Genomic DNA, 14400 nt, shown 5'->3' with positions numbered 1-14400 from the left:
GGTGGTCATAGCGTGAGGGAAACGCCCGGTTACATTCCGAACCCGGAAGCTAAGCCTTACAGCGCCGATGGTACTGCAGGGGGGACCCTGTGGGAGAGTAGGACGCCGCCGAACTAATTTTAAAGCTTCGGTCCTCGGACGATAAGTCCGAGGACCGAAGCTTTTTTGTTTTCCAGGGCTACCCGAACCCCTCCGCGTCGAGGGCAGATGCCTGAGGGTAAGGTCAGGGGGCATCGTTGGCACGTTCCCACAGGAGGCCCCGGGTGGAGGTTCAGGAGACCCGCGTCCAGACAGACCGGGTCCTCACCATCCCGAACATCCTCAGCATGGCGCGCCTTGCAGGCGTGCCCCTCTTCCTGTGGCTGATCCTCAGGCCTGAGTTCGGTGGTCCCAAGAGCGACACCTGGGCGCTCCTGGTGCTCATGCTGAGCGGCATCAGTGACTATTTGGACGGCAAGCTCGCCCGGCGCTGGAACCAGATCAGCAGGCTGGGCCGGCTGCTGGATCCCGCGGCCGACCGGCTCTACATTCTGTCGACATTGGTCGGCCTCACCTGGCGTGAGATTCTTCCACTGTGGCTGACGGCTGTCCTGCTGGCGCGAGAGCTGGTTCTGCTGGTGATGGTGGGTATCCTCAGGCGTCACGGCTATCCGCCGCCGCAGGTGAACTTCCTCGGGAAGGCCGCGACGTTCAACTTGATGTACGCCTTCCCGTTGCTGTTGCTCAGTGACGGAAGTGGTTGGATCGCGTCACTCGCTGCTATTTTCGGCTGGGCGTTCGCGGGATGGGGTACAACGCTGTACTGGTGGGCAGGGATCCTCTACGTGGTACAGGTCCGCCGCCTTGTTCGCGCGGACGCCATGGCCGATTGAGCTCGCCGAATGGGGGGCCGTAGTGGCCTCTGATGGCCCGCAAGCGGAATGTGCGGGACAATCTGACGGGTGAAGTCGGCTAGACAGTCGTCTCTTCAAGGAGGACGCTTCCGACATGAAGGCCGTCGTGATGGCCGGAGGCGAAGGCACGCGCCTTCGCCCTATGACCTCAAGCATGCCCAAGCCGCTCCTGCCCGTGGCCAATCGCCCGATCATGGAGCATGTGCTACGGCTGCTCAAGCGGCATGGGCTCAACGAGACCGTCGTAACTGTCCAGTTCTTGGCCTCCCTGGTCAAGAACTACTTCGGTGACGGTGAAGAGCTCGGGATGGAGCTCACCTATGCCAATGAGGAGAAGCCACTCGGTACTGCCGGCAGCGTCAAGAACGCCGAGGAGGCGCTGAAGGACGACGCGTTCCTCGTGATCTCCGGTGATGCTCTGACCGACTTCGATCTCACCGAGCTGATAAATTTCCACAAGGAAAAAGGCGCAATGGTCACCGTCTGTCTGACCCGCGTCCCCAATCCGCTGGAATTCGGCATCACTATCGTGGATGACGAGGGCAAGGTAGAGCGCTTTCTGGAGAAGCCGACCTGGGGCCAGGTTTTCTCGGACACCGTGAATACCGGTATCTATGTCATGGAGCCCGAGGTATTCGACTATGTCGAGGCGGACGTTCCCGTCGACTGGTCCGGTGATGTCTTCCCGCAGCTGATGAAAGAGGGCAAGCCGATCTATGGCTATGTCGCCGAAGGGTACTGGGAGGACGTCGGCACGCATGAGAGCTATGTGAAGGCGCAGGCCGACGTCCTGGAGGGCAAGGTCGACGTAGAGCTCGACGGCTTCGAGATCTCGCCCGGTGTGTGGGTGGCCGAGGGCGCCGAGGTGCATCCCGATGCGGTACTGCGGGGGCCGTTGTTCATCGGGGACTACGCCAAGGTCGAGGCCGACGTGGAAATCCGTGAGCACACCGTCGTCGGCTCGAACGTCGTGGTGAAGAGCGGGGCCTTTCTGCACAAGGCCGTTCTGCACGACAACGTGTACATCGGCCAGCACAGCAATCTGCGCGGTTGTGTCGTCGGAAAGAACACCGACATCATGCGGGCCGCCCGTATCGAGGACGGCGCCGTGATCGGCGACGAGTGCCTCGTCGGCGAAGAATCGATCGTGCAGGGCAACGTACGGGTCTATCCGTTCAAGACGATCGAGGCCGGCGCCTTCGTCAATACGTCAGTCATCTGGGAGTCCCGAGGTCAGGCCCACCTCTTCGGGGCCCGCGGGGTGTCCGGGATCCTCAACGTGGAGATCACCCCGGAGCTCGCCGTACGTCTCGCCGGCGCGTACGCGACCACCCTCAAGAAGGGTTCCACCGTCACGACGGCCCGCGATCACTCCAGGGGCGCCCGTGCGCTGAAGCGGGCGGTCATCTCGGCGCTGCAGGCCAGCGCCATCGACGTACGCGACCTGGAGAACGTGCCGCTGCCGGTGGCGCGGCAGCAGACGGCGCGGGGCAGTGCCGGCGGCATCATGATCCGGACGACGCCAGGGGTGCCGGACTCCGTCGACATCATGTTCTTCGACGGGCGCGGGGCGGATCTGTCGCAGGCGAGTCAGCGCAAGCTGGACCGGGTGTTCGCGCGGCAGGAGTACCGGCGCGCGTTCCCGGGTGAGATCGGCGATCTGCACTTCCCGGCCAGCGTCTTCGACTCTTACACGGGCTCACTGCTCAGAAATGTCGACACGACCGGGATTGCCGAATCCGGGCTGAAGGTTGTCGTGGACGCCTCGAACGGCAGCGCCGGACTGGTCCTGCCGAGCTTGCTGGGCAAGCTCGGAGTCGACTCGCTGACGATCAATCCCGGCCTCGACGAGTCCAGGCCCACGGAGACGGCCGATGCGCGCAGATCCGGACTGGTGAGGCTCGGGGAGATCGTGGCGTCCGCGCGGGCCGCGTTCGGAGTGCGGTTCGACCCGGTCGGCGAGCGGCTCTCGCTCGTCGACGAGAAGGGGCGGATCGTCGAGGACGACAGGGCACTGCTCGTCATGCTCGACCTGGTGGCCGCTGAGCGGCGCAGCGGGCGGGTGGCGTTGCCGGTGACCACCACGCGGATCGCCGAGCAGGTGGCGGCGTACCACGGGACGCAGGTCGACTGGACGACCACCTCGCCGGACGATCTGACGCGCGTCGGACGTGACGATTCGACGATCTTCGGAGGCGACGGCCGCGGCGGTTTCATTGTGCCGGAGTTCAGCAGCGTCTTCGACGGTTCGGCGGCCTTCGTGCGGCTCATCGGACTGGTGGCCCGGACGCAGCTCACGCTCAGCCAGATCGACGCGCGGATTCCGCGGGCGCACGTCCTCAAGCGTGATCTCGCCACTCCCTGGGCGGTCAAGGGCCTGGTGATGCGGCGCGTCGTGGAAGCGGCCGGTGATCGGTTCGTGGACACGACGGATGGCGTACGGGTCGTGGAGACCGACGGACGCTGGGTGATGGTGCTTCCCGACCCCGCGGAGGCGGCGACGCATCTGTGGGCCGAGGGGCCCGACGACGCGTCCGCCCAGGCGCTGCTCGACGAGTGGTCGTCCGTCGTGGACAGCGCCGGGCGCTGAGCACGCGCGCGTGCCGGACGGCGTTTCTCAAGGGGTCCGTCCGGCACGCGGGTGGGGCCATTCGGAGGTAGTGGTCGCGACATGCGACGATGTGCGGCATGCCGCAGTACCCCCCCGTTCGGAGCACCCCTTCGCGCGTCCCGCGCCCGGACGCCTCCATGTCGTTGCTCACCAACGTCATGGACCACAGCCTCGACGAGGGCTACGCCGAGGCGGCCGCCCGCAAGCAGGCCGAAGGCGTCGGAGGCATCCCCAGGACTCTGCGGGCGAAGCTCGGTCTCGCGGCCGGCCTCGTACTGGCTGCCCTGGTGGTGACCGTGGGGGCGGCACAGGCGCGGGTCGCGGCGCCGGCCCTCGCCAAGGAGCGCGAGGAACTCATCGATCGCATCGACCGTGAAAGCGCCACGGCCGACAAGCTCGAGGACAGTGTCGACAAGCTGCGCGATGACGTGAGCGCTCGGCAGCGTGAGGCACTGCGGAAGCACGGCGGCGACCAGGGCGAACTCGTGGGCATCCTGTCGGGGGCGGCCGAGGTGCACGGCCCCGGCGTGAAGCTCGTCGTGAACGACGCCAAGGAAGCCGAACAGGGCGGGGACGGGGACCCGCGAGAGACCTCGGGTTTCTCCGACACCGGACGCGTGCGCGACCGTGATATGCAGCGGGTGGTCAACGGGCTGTGGGAGTCCGGTGCCGAGGCCGTCACGATCAACGGTCAGCGGCTGACCGCCCTGTCCGCGATCAGGGCCGCGGGTGACGCGATACTGGTCGACAACAAGCCGCTGGTGCCGCCCTACACGGTGCTCGCGGTGGGGGACGGGAAAAAGCTGAGCACCCGGTTCCAGAACAGCGCCGACGGACAGTATCTGCACGTGCTGCACGAGAACTTCGGGATCCGGACCAGCATCTCCGTGGAGGAAGAGGTCCGGCTGCCCGCCGCGCCGAGCGTGATCGTACGAACAGCAGAGCCGAGCACAGAGAAGGGCACATCGTGATCGCCGTACTGGGCCTCGTCGTGGGAGTCGTGGCGGGATTGTTGGTCCGGCCCGAGGTTCCGGCGGTGGTCGAGCCGTACCTCCCGATCGCCGTCGTGGCGGCGCTCGACGCCGTCTTCGGAGGCCTGCGCGCGATGCTCGACGGCATCTTCGACGACAAGGTCTTCGTCGTGTCGTTCCTGTCCAATGTGGTGGTGGCCGCACTGATCGTCTTCCTGGGCGACAAGCTGGGTGTGGGCGCGCAGCTGTCCACCGGTGTCGTGGTCGTGCTCGGCATCCGCATCTTCTCCAACGCCGCGGCGATCCGCCGGCACGTGTTCCGGGCGTGAGGCCGATGAGCAGCCAGGACGAGACCCCCGAGAACAAGCTGCGCGCGAAGCTGCCCGAAGAGGTGCCGGCTGAGGCCTCTGAGACCCCTGCCTCTGAGACTCCTGAGACCCCTGCCCCTGAGGTTCCTGAGGCCCGTGAGCCCTCTGATGCCCCTGAGGCATCGGGGGACGAGCCGGAGCAGGTCGTGCCGACTCTCTCCGGGCGTCAGCGGCTGGTGCAGGGCCTGTGGCCGCCACGGGTGTCACGTGCGCAACTCATCGTCGCTCTCCTGCTGTTCGGCCTCGGCTTCGGTCTGGCCGTCCAGGTGGCGTCCAACAGCGACAGCAACGGCGCCCTGCGCGGTGCTCGCCAGGCAGATCTCGTACGCATCCTCGATGAACTCGACGACCGGACGCAGCGTCTGGAGGAAGAGAAGCAGGGGCTCGAAGATCAGCGCACCGAGCTGGAGAACAGCTCGGACCAGGCCGAGGAGGCCCGCAAGCAGACGGTCGAGAAGGAGAGGCAGCTCGGCATCCTGGCGGGCACGGTGGCGGCGGAGGGACCCGGCATCACACTCACCATCGACGACACGAAGGGAACGGTCGAGGCCGACATGCTGCTCGACGCGATCCAGGAGCTGCGCGCCGCCGGTGCGGAGGCGATCCAGGTCAACGATGTACGGGTGGTCGCCAGCACCTATCTGACGGACGCGAGCGGCGGAGTGAGCGTCGACGGGAACAAGATCAGCGCGCCCTATCGTTTCAAGGTCATCGGCAAACCGCAGGACCTCGAACCGGCGCTCAACATCCCCGGCGGAGTGGTGCAGACTCTGGAGAAAGAGCGGGCCACTGTCACGGTGGAACGCTCAAGCAAGATCGTCGTGGATGCCTTGCGAGCGGTGAAGCGGCCTGACTACGCTCGGTCGTCCTCCCAGTGATGCGGCGGCGCATGGCGGCCGCTCTGCCAGGGCATGAGGTTGCGGGGGGTCGACGCACCGATTGGGTGGTGCGTGGTGGAAACTGTCTGGTGGACACGGACGTTGTGAGGATGTCCGGCTCGACCGGTGTGTGTAATCAGGGTTCGTCCTGCCCCACGGGCGGGTCTGTTTCGGTCAAGGGGAATCGCCCGTGAAGTTGTTTGCGAAGTTGTTCGGCAAGAGTGCGCGAGAGGGCAGCGACAATGCCACTGCCCGCCATCGTGCATCGCGCCATGAAGATGCCGAGGGGCACGGGGAGCGCCCGCTGTTCCGAGACCAGGTGGGTGGTCCGGGCGGTGACATTTCCGGTGGTCAGGGCGCGCCGTCTGTTGACCCTGCCCAGTCCGGCCGCATAGGTTTCGGGGAACCGTCAACCTCAAGTACGGGTGGAGGGTTCTCCTCCGGTCCGTACGCGTCCAATGCCCAGGCAGGACAGCCGCGGCAGGAGGATCCGTCCATGTCGGCCCTGGTGTGTACGAGGTGCGGGAACCGCAACGCCGAGAACAGCCGGTTCTGCTCCAACTGCGGTGCGCCGCTGCGGGCCGGTGCGGCCGCCGAGCGCCCGTCGGAGACCACCTCCACGATCTCCATCTCCGGCATCGAGTCCTACGACGCCGAAGCCACCGGCCAGACGCAGATGCCCATGCTCTCTCCCGAGGCACAGGCCGCCGTCGACGCGCTGCCGCTCGGTTCGGCGCTCCTGGTGGTGCGCCGCGGGCCGAACTCCGGAAGCCGCTTCCTGCTGGACGGCGATCTGACCACGGCCGGTCGTCATCCGCAGAGCGACATCTTCCTCGACGACGTGACCGTGTCGCGCCGCCATGTGGAGTTCCGGCGCGCTCCGGACGGTTCGTTCACCGTCGCTGACGTGGGCAGCCTGAACGGCACGTACGTCAACCGGGAGCGGATCGACTCCGTCGCACTGTCGAACGGTGACGAGGTGCAGATCGGCAAGTACCGGCTGGTCTTCTACGCGAGCCAGCGGGGCATCTGACCCTCCCCCAGACTCCGTCCCGGGGGGACCTCAGGGAATGTCCATGCTTCAAACACCGAGCGGCGGTGCCGGTAACGGCGCCGCCGCCACGGCCAGTGGGCTGATGAGCATCGGCACGGTGCTGAACGTGCTGCGCGACGAGTTTCCCGAAGTCACCATCTCCAAGATCCGGTTTCTGGAGTCGGAGGGGCTCGTCGAGCCCCAGCGGACCCCTTCGGGGTACCGAAAGTTCAGCCCGAAGGACGTCGAGCGCCTCGGCCACGTACTGAGAATGCAGCGTGACCACTATCTGCCCCTGAAGGTGATCCGCGAGCACCTGGAGGCCGTGGAGCGCGGTGAGGCGGTGCAGCTGCCCGCCGTGGGGCGGCAGCCTGACGGCGAGGCTGTCAGTGAGCCGGAGGGGCCCACCGCGGCCCGGATCGGGCGGGCCGATCTGCTGGCCGCCGCCGAGATCGGCGAGCAGGAGCTCGAGGAATGGGAGTCGTACGGGTTGATCACGCCGCTGCCGGACGGGGTCTACGACGCCGAGGCGGTGACCGTGGCCGGGCTCGTCGTGGAGCTCGGGCGATTCGGGATCGAGCCGCGGCATCTGCGCGCCGTGAAGGCCGCCGCGGACCGCGATGCCGGGCTCGTCGATCAGGTCGTGGCCCCGCTGCGGCGCCACCGCAATCCGCAGACTCGAGCACACGCGGAGGCTCGGACCAAGGAGCTGGCGGGGCTCGCGGTGAAGCTGCACGCCGCGCTGGTGCAGGCCGCGCTCGGGGTGCGGCTGCCCTGAGCCGGGGCCCTCGGCGGTGCACGGATCGGCCGCCCGTTCCGTGCTCGACTACCCAAAGGTGCCGAGCACGGCCTAGGGTTGCTGTGTGAACGAGCTCGACGTCGTAGGTGTCCGGGTTGAAATGCCCTCCAACCAACCGATCGTGCTCCTGCGCGAAGTGGGAGGCGACCGTTACCTCCCCATCTGGATCGGGCCGGGGGAGGCGACGGCGATCGCCTTCGCGCAGCAGGGCATGGCTCCCGCACGACCGCTGACCCACGACCTGTTCAAGGACGTGCTGGAGGCCGTCGGCCAGGAGCTCACCGAAGTACGCATCACCGACCTGCGTGAGGGCGTCTTCTACGCGGAGCTGGTGTTCGCCAGCGGTGTCGAGGTGAGTGCCCGGCCGTCCGACGCCATAGCGCTGGCCCTGCGCACCGGGACGCCGATCTACGGCAGTGACGGGGTCCTGGACGACGCGGGTATCGCGATCCCGGACGAGCAGGAGGACGAAGTGGAGAAGTTCCGCGAGTTCCTCGATCAGATCTCGCCCGAGGACTTCGGGACCAACAGCCAGTGATCCGGCTTCGGACCAGCAGATGTGTCCCGGCTTCGGGAGCTGAGGCCAGTGACCCTCCGGGACCGTCGGACGACAGGGCGTACGTCGGCCGTGCCGAGGGTATTCGGCTAGCCTTTCCCCGCGGCGGGTCACGGGAAACCACTCTTAGGGTGATTATCACTCGGCGTGGCGAGTGTGGCGATCGTTGACGCACCCCTGGTGACTGCCTACCGTCGAGGAGGCAGGTCGAGGACGGAGGTCGGCGTGAGAAGCAGCGGCGACGGTACGGCTGGGGGTCCCGGACGCAGTCCGGGTGAGAGCGGCCCGTACTCGCTTCACGGCAGCACGGCCGACCACGCTCCACAGCGGCCGACGCCGGTGCCTGACGAGGGCGGGGTGGCGTCCGAGGACGTTGGCTATCGCGGTCCGACGGCGTGCGCGGCCGCGGGCATCACCTACCGGCAACTGGACTACTGGGCCCGGACCGGGCTTGTCGAACCCAGCGTGCGGCCCGCCTACGGCTCGGGGACGCAGCGGCTGTACAGCTTCCGGGACGTCGTCGTCCTGAAGATCGTCAAGCGGTTCCTCGACACGGGCGTGTCGCTGCAGAACATCCGCACCGCGGTCCAGCACCTCCGGGAGCGCGGGTTCCGCGACCTGGAGCGCATGACCCTGATGAGCGACGGGGCGACGGTCTACGAGTGCTCCTCGCCCGACGAGGTCCACGCGCTGCTCCAGGGCGGGCAGGGCATCTTCGGGATCGCCGTCGGTGTGGTCTGGCGGGATGTGGAGAGCGCGCTCTCGCAGCTGCACGGCGAGCGGATCGACACAGGTGAGACGCTCGTAGGGCACCATCCCGCGGACGAGCTGGCACGGCGCCGCAACCGCGCGGTCTGAGACCTCACGGCCGGACCGATCACAGGGCATTGTCAGTGGCGTAGGGCAGCATCGGAGATGTGAGAAACACGCCCACGATCCTGCATCTGGACATGGATGCCTTCTACGCTTCGGCCGAACAGGCAGCCAAGCCGAGCCTGCGCGGCAAAGCGGTGATCGTGGGGGGACTCGGGCCGCGTGGAGTGGTAGCCACCGCCTCGTACGAGGCGCGGGTCTTCGGGGTCCATTCGGCGATGCCCATGGCGCAGGCGCGCCGGCTGGCGCCCAACGCCGCTTATCTGGTGCCGCGCTTCGGGTTCTACCGGGAGATCAGCGAGCAGGTGATGGGGCTGCTGCGGGAGCTGTCGCCGTTGGTGGAGCCGCTGAGCCTGGACGAGGCGTTCGTGGACCTGGAGGCGGGGGGAACGGCCTGGGACGAGGAGTCGGCGCGGCTGACGGGTACGAAGCTGCGCGGGGACATCCGGGCTGTCACCGGGCTCACGGGGTCAGTGGGGCTCGCCGTCTCCAAGATGCTCGCGAAGATCGCCTCCGAGCAGGCCAAGCCGGACGGCCTGGTGCTGATAGAGCCGGGGACGGAGCGAGCGATGCTGGGACCCCTGCCGGTGCGGACGCTGCCGGGAGTGGGGCCGGCCACCGGTGATCACCTGCGGCGGGTCGGCATCACCACGGTCGAGGAGGTCGCGGAGGCGGGCGAGGACGAGCTCGTGCGGCTTCTCGGCAAAGCCCACGGGAGCGCGCTGTACGCCATGGCGCTGGCGCTCGACGAGCGGCCCGTGGTGGCCGAGCGGGACACCAAGTCGGTGTCCGTCGAGGACACGTACGACGTGGACATCCATGACCGGGTCCGGGTGCGGGTGGAGGTGCAGCGGCTCGCCGACCGGTGTGTGCGGCGGCTGCGGGACGCCGGGCGGTCGGGGCGGACCGTGGTGCTCAAGGTGCGGCGGTACGACTTCTCGACGCTCACCCGGTCCGACACGCTGCGTGGGCCGACGGACGACCCCTCGGTGGTGCGGGAAGCGGCGGCGCGGCTGCTCGAGACCGTCGACACCACGGGGGGCGTACGGCTCCTGGGGGTCGGTGTCACGGGGCTCGCCGACTTCACGCAGGAGGACCTCTTCGCCCAGGCGCAGGCGGCCGCCGGGGAGCTGGAGCCGCCGGCCGAGGAGGAGGCTGAGGAGTCGGCCGAGAAGCAGGAGACGCCCACGGTGCGACGGTGGTCGGCGGGGCATGACGTACGGCATGCCGAGTTCGGACCCGGATGGGTGCAGGGCAGTGGCCTTGGGCGGGTCACCGTGCGGTTCGAGACGCCCGACTCCGAGCCGGGGCGCGTGCGCACGTTCCGGACCGACGATCCGGAGCTGGAGCCGGCGGAACCGCTGCCGCTGGTGCGACGAAGACCTCAGGTCTCGTCCGAGCCCGCCAGGTGGCCGCAGTCGCGGTCCGGCGGTGGGGGCGGAGGCGCCACATCGAGGCCGTAGTGGTGATAGAGCTGGATTTCCTGCTCGGGGGAGAGGTGGCGGCCGACGCCGAAGTCGGGGGCGTCCTTGATCAGGGCGCGGTCGAAGGGGACCCGCAGGGCACCCTCGACCAGTTCGCTGGGCTCCAGGGGCACAAAGGCGTCCCTGCTGAACAGACCGGTGCGTATGGCCGCCCATTCCGGCACGCCGGTCGCATCGTCGAGATAGACCTCGTCGACGGTGCCGATCTTGTTGCCATTGCGGTCGAACGCCTTGCGGCCGATCAGTTTGCGCGGATCGACGTCGGTCTGCACGGGACCTCCAGCTGCTCACAACTCATCCGTAAGCACTACGAAAGAGCACTTTGAGGAGGGCGGCCACTCGAGGGAAGCCCGCTGGTAGGCTGGCAACGGCCGCTGACCCCGTGCGGGAGAGTCCTCCAGACTTCACCGGAGGCGCCGAAGGAGCAAATCCTCCCCGGAATCTCTCAGGCCCACGTACCGCACGGACGAGGTCACTCTGGAAAGCAGGGCGGGCGTCCACGGCTCCCGCTCTCACCGACGGTGCAAGCCGGATCGCCGAGTGCGGGCGGACCGGCGAAGCTCTCAGGTTGAGATGACAGAGGGGGAGGCCGTCCGGGCACCCACGCCGTGGTGCCCTCGAAGGTCGTGTCAGACCAGGAGGCCTCCGCAATGACCGCCCATCGCATTCCACTCTCCGAGCTCGAACAGGGAATCCCTTTCGAACAGCGCCACATCGGGCCCGACACCGAGGCCCGGGCGAAGATGCTCGCGCAGGTGGGGTACGGCTCGCTCGACGAGCTGACGGCCATCGCGGTCCCGGACGTGATCAAGAACGCCGAGGCGCTCGCTCTGCCCGGCGCGCGCACCGAGGCCGAGGTCCTCGCCGAGTTGCGTTCCCTGGCGGACCGTAACGAGGTCCTCGACTCGATGATCGGGCTCGGCTACTACGGCACGTTCACGCCGCCGGTGATCCTGCGCAACGTCATGGAGAACCCGGCCTGGTACACCGCGTACACGCCGTACCAGCCGGAGATCTCGCAGGGCCGCCTGGAGGCGCTGCTGAACTTCCAGACCATGGTCGCCGAGCTGACGGGCCTGCCCACCTCCGGTGCCTCGCTGCTCGACGAGGGCACCGCGGCCGCCGAGGCGATGGCGCTGTCGCGGCGCGTGGGCAAGGTCAAGAACGGTGTCTTCCTCGTCGACGCGGACACGCTGCCGCAGACCATCGCCGTGATCGAGACGCGCGCCGAACCGACCGGAGTCGAGGTCGTCGTCGCGGACCTGAGCGACGGCATTCCGGCCGAGATCGCCGAGCGCGGCGTCACCGGAGTGCTCCTCCAGTACCCGGGCGCCTCCGGTGCCGTACGGGACATCAAGCCCGTCATCGACCAGGCGCACGAGCTGGGCGCGATCGTCACCGTCGCCGCCGATCTGCTCGCGCTGACGCTGCTCACCTCACCGGGTGAGCTCGGCGCGGACATCGCGGTCGGCACGACACAGCGCTTCGGAGTGCCGATGGGCTTCGGCGGGCCGCACGCCGGATACATGGCCGTGCGCGAGAAGTTCGCGCGCAACCTGCCCGGCCGTCTCGTCGGCGTCTCGGTCGACGCGGACGGCAACAAGGCATATCGGCTGGCCCTGCAGACGCGGGAGCAGCACATCCGCCGGGAAAAGGCGACGAGCAACATCTGTACGGCGCAGGTGCTGCTTGCCGTGATGGCCGGGATGTACGCCGTGTACCACGGCCCTCAGGGCCTCAAGGCGATCGCGGGGCGCACCCACCGGTACGCCACGATCCTCGCGGCGGGCCTGAAGGCGGGCGGCGTCGAGGTCGTGCACGAGGCCTACTTCGACACGCTGACCGTGCGGGTGCCGGGCAGGGCCGCCGAGACCGTCGCGGCCGCGCGCGACGGCGGGGTCAACCTGCGCCTCGTCGACGCCGATCATGTGTCCGTCGCCTGCGACGAGACCACCACACGCACCCAACTGGGCGCGGTCTGGACCGCGTTCGGCGTCCGGGGCGACATCGAGGCGCTGGACGCGTCCGTCGTGGACACGCTGCCCGCCGCGCTGCTGCGCACCGACGAGTACCTCGCGCACCCGGTGTTCCACCAATACCGCTCCGAGACCGCGATGCTGCGCTACCTGCGCCGCCTCGCCGACCGCGACTACGCGCTCGACCGCGGGATGATCCCGCTGGGCTCCTGCACGATGAAGCTCAACGGGACCACCGAGATGGAGCCGGTCACCTGGCCCGAGTTCGGACAGCTGCACCCCTTCGCGCCCGCCGGCCAGGCACAGGGCTACCTCACGCTCATCCATGAACTGGAGGAGCAGCTCGCCGAGGTCACCGGCTATGACAAGGTGTCGCTCCAGCCCAACGCCGGTTCGCAGGGCGAACTGGCGGGCCTGCTGGCCGTACGCGGCTATCACCGTGCGAACGGCGACGAGCAGCGCACCATCTGCCTCATCCCGTCCTCCGCGCACGGCACCAACGCGGCGAGCGCCGTGATGGCCGGCATGAAGGTCGTCGTCGTGAAGACCGCCGACGACGGTGAGATCGACATCGAGGACCTGCGCGCCAAGATCGAGCAGTACCGCGACGAGCTGGCGGTGCTGATGATCACGTACCCCTCGACGCACGGCGTCTTCGAGGAGCACGTCGCCGACATCTGCGCGCAGGTGCACGACGCGGGCGGGCAGGTGTACGTCGACGGCGCCAACCTCAACGCGCTGGTGGGCCTTGCCAAGCCGGGCCGCTTCGGCGGGGACGTCTCGCATCTCAACCTGCACAAGACGTTCTGCATCCCGCACGGCGGCGGAGGTCCGGGCGTCGGCCCCGTCGGTGTGCGCGCGCACCTCGCGCCGTATCTGCCGAACCACCCCATGCAGCCCGCCGCGGGTCCGGAGACGGGCGTCGGTCCCCTCTCGGCCGCTCCCTGGGGTTCGGCCGGGATACTGCCGATCTCCTGGGCGTACGTACGTCTCATGGGCGGCGAGGGGCTCAAGCGGGCCACGCAGGTGGCCGTGCTGTCCGCCAACTACATCGCCAAGCGCCTGGAGCCGCACTACCCGGTGCTCTACACCGGCCCGGGCGGGCTCGTGGCGCACGAGTGCATCATCGATCTGCGGCCGCTGACCAAGGCGACCGGCGTGAGCGTCGACGACGTCGCCAAGCGGCTGATCGACTACGGGTTCCACGCGCCGACGATGTCGTTCCCGGTGGCCGGCACGCTGATGATCGAGCCGACCGAGAGCGAGGACCTGGCCGAACTCGACCGGTTCTGCGAGGCGATGATCGCCATCCGCGCGGAGATCGAGGAGGTCGGCTCGGGCGAGTGGCCGGCGGACGACAACCCGCTGCGGAACGCTCCGCACACGGCGGCCGCGCTCGGCGGCGCGTGGGACCACGCGTACAGCCGTGAGCAGGCCGTGTTCCCGGCGGGTGTCGCGGCCGCGGACAAGTACTGGCCGCCGGTGCGGCGCATCGACCAGGCGTACGGCGACCGGAACCTGGTCTGCTCCTGCCCGCCGCTGGACGCCTACGAGGACTAGAAGGCGTGCTTCCCGTCCGCCGGCCGCCTCGCGCGCCGGCGGACGGCACTCCCGAACCGCTGCCCGATGTCGCCGGGTGAGCGGGACCCCAGCACCTGGGCAGTGCCTCGCCGCTGGTCGGCGCGGCCCAGGCGTGCTTTAGGGCCTGTCCGGCGGATCATGCAGGGGCTGCGGGGTCTGGCACGCACATCTGCGGCGTTGTCGTCAGTCGCCGACTCCCCCAAGCTCTCTCGGCTTCTCCGCCAAGTCTCGACTGCGCTCGAACAGGGGGGACCCCCATGAGCAGGGGGACCCCCATCGCGTCGACTCGCGGTGGCCCAGGGCGACACTGAAGATCTCTCGTCCGGCACGGCGTCCGGCTTCCGGGCCAGGCTGTGCGCGTCCTTGATGCCGGCGAT

The 14400-nt window shown here is 68.4% G+C and carries 12 protein-coding genes, 1 rRNA gene and 1 riboswitch; of the genes, 12 read left to right on the top strand and 1 reads right to left on the bottom strand.

Annotation, left to right across the window (positions count from 1 at the left end; translation table 11 throughout):
* The 11 genes from rrf to FE633_RS22685 form a co-directional block, all read left to right on the top strand.
* A 5S ribosomal RNA gene (gene rrf / locus FE633_RS22735) occupies positions 1 to 114 on the top strand; the annotation flags it as partial.
* A 149-nt stretch (positions 115 to 263) separates the two neighbouring features.
* Complete coding sequence (gene clsA, locus FE633_RS22730) at positions 264 to 872, top strand: cardiolipin synthase ClsA (RefSeq protein ID WP_138046996.1); 609 nt, start codon at positions 264 to 266, stop codon at positions 870 to 872.
* 115 nt (positions 873 to 987) lie between these two features.
* Positions 988 to 3483, top strand: coding sequence for a mannose-1-phosphate guanyltransferase (locus FE633_RS22725; RefSeq protein WP_138046995.1), 2496 nt, complete (start codon positions 988 to 990; stop codon positions 3481 to 3483).
* Positions 3484 to 3572: 89 nt separating this feature from the next.
* Entirely contained in the window at positions 3573 to 4475 is a 903-nt protein-coding gene (locus FE633_RS22720) for a DUF881 domain-containing protein (protein WP_138046994.1), read from the top strand.
* Positions 4472 to 4804: a small basic family protein gene (locus tag FE633_RS22715; protein WP_003988855.1), complete on the top strand. Its 333-nt coding sequence runs from the start codon at positions 4472 to 4474 to the stop codon at positions 4802 to 4804. The genes FE633_RS22720 and FE633_RS22715 overlap by 4 nt, the downstream gene beginning before the upstream one ends.
* Before the next feature lie 5 nt (positions 4805 to 4809).
* Positions 4810 to 5721, top strand: coding sequence for a DUF881 domain-containing protein (locus FE633_RS22710; RefSeq protein ID WP_138046993.1), 912 nt, complete (start codon positions 4810 to 4812; stop codon positions 5719 to 5721).
* Between the two features lie 148 nt (positions 5722 to 5869).
* Entirely contained in the window at positions 5870 to 6754 is an 885-nt protein-coding gene (locus tag FE633_RS22705; protein ID WP_246113774.1) for a zinc-ribbon and FHA domain-containing protein, read from the top strand.
* Between the two features lie 43 nt (positions 6755 to 6797).
* Positions 6798 to 7532 carry a transcriptional regulator FtsR gene (gene ftsR / locus FE633_RS22700; RefSeq protein ID WP_138046991.1) on the top strand — a complete coding sequence of 245 codons (735 nt, stop codon included), beginning with the start codon at positions 6798 to 6800 and terminating at the stop codon, positions 7530 to 7532.
* An 85-nt stretch (positions 7533 to 7617) separates the two neighbouring features.
* The gene (locus FE633_RS22695) at positions 7618 to 8091 is read left to right on the top strand and encodes a bifunctional nuclease family protein (protein ID WP_006123076.1); all 474 of its coding nucleotides are present in this window, start codon (positions 7618 to 7620) and stop codon (positions 8089 to 8091) included.
* 243 nt (positions 8092 to 8334) lie between these two features.
* Positions 8335 to 8967 carry a MerR family transcriptional regulator gene (locus FE633_RS22690; protein WP_138046990.1) on the top strand — a complete coding sequence of 211 codons (633 nt, stop codon included), beginning with the start codon at positions 8335 to 8337 and terminating at the stop codon, positions 8965 to 8967.
* A gap of 59 nt (positions 8968 to 9026) precedes the next feature.
* Positions 9027 to 10445 carry a DNA polymerase IV gene (locus FE633_RS22685; RefSeq protein WP_138046989.1) on the top strand — a complete coding sequence of 473 codons (1419 nt, stop codon included), beginning with the start codon at positions 9027 to 9029 and terminating at the stop codon, positions 10443 to 10445.
* Here the strand turns inward: FE633_RS22685 and FE633_RS22680 are convergent.
* Positions 10367 to 10738, bottom strand: coding sequence for a PRC-barrel domain-containing protein (locus FE633_RS22680; protein ID WP_138046988.1), 372 nt, complete (start codon positions 10736 to 10738; stop codon positions 10367 to 10369). The two genes, FE633_RS22685 and FE633_RS22680, sit on opposite strands and share 79 nt — an antisense overlap.
* Before the next feature lie 103 nt (positions 10739 to 10841).
* Positions 10842 to 10937, top strand: a riboswitch (glycine riboswitch).
* Positions 10938 to 11116: 179 nt separating this feature from the next.
* Between FE633_RS22680 and gcvP the strand changes: the two genes are divergently transcribed.
* On the top strand, positions 11117 to 14002 hold the full coding sequence (gene gcvP, locus FE633_RS22675; protein ID WP_138046987.1) for an aminomethyl-transferring glycine dehydrogenase: 2886 nt from the start codon (positions 11117 to 11119) through the stop codon (positions 14000 to 14002).
* Positions 14003 to 14400 lie beyond the last annotated feature (398 nt).

The organism is Streptomyces montanus (assembly GCF_005786655.1).
Classification (GTDB): Bacteria; Actinomycetota; Actinomycetes; order Streptomycetales; family Streptomycetaceae; genus Streptomyces; species Streptomyces sporangiiformans.
The sequence above is the reverse complement of the archived record's forward strand: the minus strand, read 5'-3'. Positions and strand labels throughout refer to the sequence as shown.

Excerpts from the sequence above, each read along its gene's own strand:
- FE633_RS22710 (WP_138046993.1), top strand. The coding sequence starts at position 4,810 with ATGAGCAGCCAGGACGAGACCCCCGAGAACAAGCTGCGCGCGAAGCTG.
- FE633_RS22725 (WP_138046995.1), top strand. The coding sequence starts at position 988 with ATGAAGGCCGTCGTGATGGCCGGAGGCGAAGGCACGCGCCTTCGCCCT.
- ftsR (WP_138046991.1), top strand. The coding sequence starts at position 6,798 with ATGCTTCAAACACCGAGCGGCGGTGCCGGTAACGGCGCCGCCGCCACG.
- FE633_RS22720 (WP_138046994.1), top strand. The coding sequence starts at position 3,573 with ATGTGCGGCATGCCGCAGTACCCCCCCGTTCGGAGCACCCCTTCGCGC.
- gcvP (WP_138046987.1), top strand. The coding sequence starts at position 11,117 with ATGACCGCCCATCGCATTCCACTCTCCGAGCTCGAACAGGGAATCCCT.